Source organism: Burkholderia sp. ZZQ-2 (assembly GCF_050768715.1).
GTDB lineage: Bacteria > Pseudomonadota > Gammaproteobacteria > Burkholderiales > Burkholderiaceae > Burkholderia > Burkholderia cepacia.
Genome location: NZ_LDVA01000272.1, coordinates 1 through 3,832 on the forward strand (window position 1 = coordinate 1; position 3,832 = coordinate 3,832).

The following is a 3,832-nucleotide window of genomic DNA, read 5'->3' on the forward strand; positions in this document are numbered from 1 at the left end:
GCGACGGCCGGAGCCAGCAGCGCCCAGAACCCGAGATAGCGAAAGCCCAGCGCGCCGGCCATCGCGCCGAGCGCGAACGCGACGATCGCCGGCCACATCTTCGCGAAGCGCGCGCGTGCCGCCGTGCGCACGCTGTCGGGCGTGCCGGCGGACAGCAGGTCGACGACGTCGAGAATCGCCTGCGTGACGTTGCCGGTCATCACCGTGTTCGGCACGCCGGCGCGCGCGATCACGCGCGGATGCGCGTTCTGGATGCCCATCGCGAACGTGCCGACGATGCCGGCCAGCAGCACCGGCAGGCTGTCGGATTGCGTGACGGGCGACGCCCACACGCCGGCCGCGCAGAAGCCGAGCAGCAGCACGGCCTGGACCGCATGCAGCGCCCGCGTGCCCTGCCACGCGGGCCGCCCGGCAAACGCGCGCGCGATCAGGCTGCTCGCGACGACACCGCACACGAACGCGGGAAACACGCTCAGCTTCAGCAGGACGCCCTGGCCGAACCCCGCGGCCCCCGCGCCGATCAGCACGAAGTTGCCGGTCACGTGCGCGGTGAACAGCCCGAACAGCGCGACGAAGCTCAGCGTGTCGACGAAGCCGGCCACCGCGGCAAGAATCGTATCCTCGTGCTTCATCGCGCCACACCCGCGTGGATCTCGGCGACATAACCGCCGGGGAACCGGACCAGCGCCGCGTCGCGCCCGTCCGCCGTGTACGGCGGCACGAGCACGTCGACGCCGGCCGCCCTGGCTTTCTCCAGCGTTGCGGCCAGGTCAGGCACCTCGTAGCCCGTCGTCTCGTGCCCGTACGGATAAGGCAGGTGGCCGTCCGTCACGAGCACCGTCATCTTGCCGAAGCCCGACGTGATGCGAATGCGGCGATAGGTGTCGTTCGGGCGGCCGATCTCGACGCCGGGCGCCTTCAGATCGTCCGAGACCACCTTGCCGTTCGAGAACTTGACGAAGTCGTGCACGAACTTGCGCACGCTCTGCGGCGACACGTACACGCGATTCTCCGGGATCGTCTGCAGTGCGTCGTACTTCGGCGCCTGCGTGTGCCAGTAGAGCTGCATCTTCACGCCGCCCGTCCACGCGATCACCGCATCGCGGCCGATCGGATCGGGGAACGTGTCGACGATCACTTCCGCGCCGTGCTCGCGCGCCACCTTCATCGCCGCATCCATGTCGGTGACGAGATAACCCGTGCGCTCCGCGCCGAACGGCCAGGGAGTCGGCGTCTTGAAGCCGAACACCGAGATCGTGCCGGCCGGCGTGAACACGAGCTGCGACATCGTCTGGCTCGGCGTCGGCGTGACCTGGAACACGCCCTGCTTCGACTTGCTGCCGCCGAACGTCGCGACGAAGCTGTCGGTGAAGCGATCGAAATCCTCCGGCGCCACGTACACGTGCGTCGTGTCGTATTGCGGCCCGACGGCGAGCGTCGGCGTGGCCGCCGGCAGGACGGGCGGCTTCGCGTACGCGGCCGGCGCCGCGACGAGGCCGGCGGCGATCGCCAGCGCGAGCAAGGCGGAACGAATCGATTTCATGACTGGATGTCCTTGTTGTTGATCGTCATCGAGTGGCACGGCCGTTGCCGGCCGGATACGTCGCATCGGCGAGCCGCGTCGCGAGCACGAGTGCAGCGATCAGCCCGAGATGCTCGAAAAAGCTGTTGAGCGCCATGAAACGCGCGGCGCCCGTCTGGTTCCAGAAGTCGTTCGCCACCGCCATCGCGACGAGCGTCAGCATGCCGAGGCCGCCGGCGCCGAGCCACGTGAAGCGGCGAAACACGATGCACAGCGAGCCGCCGATCTCGACGACGACCGCCAGTGCAGCCCACAACGCGGGCGGGTGCAAACCGAAATGCGCCTGCTCCGCGATTGCTGCGTCGAAGTGCATCGCCTTGTTGATCCCGCCGATCAGAAAGGCGGACACGAGTGCAAGTCGAACCAGCGCGCCGATCCACGGCTGCGCGAGCAGCGCACGAATCCACGCGGGGCTGTACCGGCCGGTTGTCGTCGCCATGTCAGACCGCCCAGCAGGAACAGCCGAACGCGCCCCAGAAGCCCTTCGCGTCCGACGTCGGCAATGTGCTGCCCCACGCGCTCGCGTGCGCATGCTGGTGCACGTTGCACGCATTCGCGCAGCCGCACATCGCGGCGGCGGCTGCCGCGCGTTGCAGCGGTGCGCCGCTGCGCTGCGTCGCGCCCCAGCCGCCGTAGCCGCCGTACTCGCGCACCGGCGACCAGTCCGGCATCGCGGGCGGAATCGGCGCGTCATGCGACGCGAACGGGCCCGCGCCCCACACGATCCGGCCGCCGACCACCGTCAGCAACGCGGTCGTGCCCGCGATGTCGTCCTCCGCGCACGCGAAGAAGTCGCGATCCGGCACGACCACGTCCGCCAGCTGCCCGACCGCGATCCGCCCTTTCTTGCCGACCTCGTTCGAGAACCACGTCACGTATTCGGTCCACATGCGCAGCGCGGTCTCGCGATCGAGCAGGTTGCGCTGCGGATACATGCGCAAGCCACCGATCGTCTTGCCCGTCACGAGCCAGGACAGCGACACCCACGGGTTGTACGACGCCACGCGCGTCGCGTCGGTGCCGGCGGACACCTTGAGGCCCTTCGACAGCATCTTCGCGACCGGCGGCGTCGCTTCGGCCGCCTGCGCGCCGTAACGCTCGACGAAGTATTCGCCCTGGTACGCCATCCGGTGCTGCACCGCGATGCCGCCGCCCAGCGCCGCGATACGATCCATCGACTTTTCGGTGATGGTTTCCGCGTGATCGAAGAACCAGTTCAGCCCTTCGAGCGGGATGTCCTTGTTCACCTTCTCGAACACGTCGAGCGCGCGGCTGATCGTTTCGTCGTACGTCGCATGCATGCGCCACGGCCAGCGGTTCTGCGCGAGCACGCGCACGACGCCCTCGAGATCGTCTTCCATCTGCGCCGGCAGGTCCGGACGCGCGACGCGGAAGTCCTCGAAGTCGGCCGCCGAGAACACCAGCATTTCGCCCGCGCCGTTGTTGCGGAAGTAGTCGGTGCCGTCGTGATACTTCGTGCTCTTCGTCCAGTTCACGAAGTCTTCCTTCTCGGCGTTCGGCTTCTGCGTGAACAGGTTGTACGCGATCCGGATCGTCATCTCGCCCGCGTCGTGCAGCTTGCGGATCACCTCGTAGTCGTCCGGATAGTTCTGCGAGCCGCCGCCCGCGTCGATCACGCCGGTCACGCCGAGACGGTTCAGTTCGCGCATGAAGTGGCGCGTCGAGTTGTACTGGTATTCGAACGGCAGCTTGGGCCCCTTCGCGAGCGTCGCGTACAGGATCGTCGCGTTCGGGTTCGCGAGCAGCAGCCCGGTCGGGTTGCCCGCGGCATCGCGCAGGATCGTGCCGCCCGGCGGCTCCGGCGTGTCCTTCGTGTAGCCGACCACGCGCAGCGCGGCCGCGTTCAGCAGCGCGCGATCGTACAGGTGCAGGATGAACACCGGCGTATCGGGCGCGGCCGCGTTGAGTTCGTCGATCGTCGGCAGGCGCTTCTCGGCGAACTGGTGCTCGGTGAAGCCGCCGACCACGCGCACCCATTGCGGCGCGGGCGTGATCGCCACCTGCCGCTTGAGCATGTCCATTGCAAGCGCGAGCGACGGCACGCCGTCCCAACGCAGTTCCATGTTGTAGTTCAGGCCGCCGCGAATCACGTGGCAGTGGTTGTCGATCAGGCCCGGCAGCGCGCCGCGGCCCTCGAGATCGACGACCTTCGTCGCGCGGCCCGCGAGCGGCATCACGTCCGCGTCGTGGCCGACCGCGACGAAGCGGCCGTCCTTGATTGCGACGGCG

The 3,832-nt window shown here is 68.5% G+C and carries 4 protein-coding genes; all 4 read right to left on the reverse strand.

Annotated features, from left to right (window positions below):
* On the reverse strand, positions 1 to 632 hold a 632-nt coding region (locus ABY44_RS21035; RefSeq protein ID WP_431641803.1), incomplete at its 3' end, for a YoaK family protein.
* Complete coding sequence (locus ABY44_RS21040; protein WP_060173001.1) at positions 629 to 1,543, reverse strand: hypothetical protein; 915 nt, start codon at positions 1,541 to 1,543, stop codon at positions 629 to 631. The genes ABY44_RS21040 and ABY44_RS21035, both read right to left, overlap by 4 nt.
* A 25-nt stretch (positions 1,544 to 1,568) precedes the next feature.
* Entirely contained in the window at positions 1,569 to 2,021 is a 453-nt protein-coding gene (locus ABY44_RS21045) for a DoxX family protein (protein ID WP_060206430.1), read from the reverse strand.
* Between the two features lies 1 nt (position 2,022).
* Positions 2,023 to 3,832, reverse strand: a 1,810-nt coding sequence (locus tag ABY44_RS21050) for an amidohydrolase (protein WP_431641737.1), incomplete at its 5' end; no start/stop codon positions are given.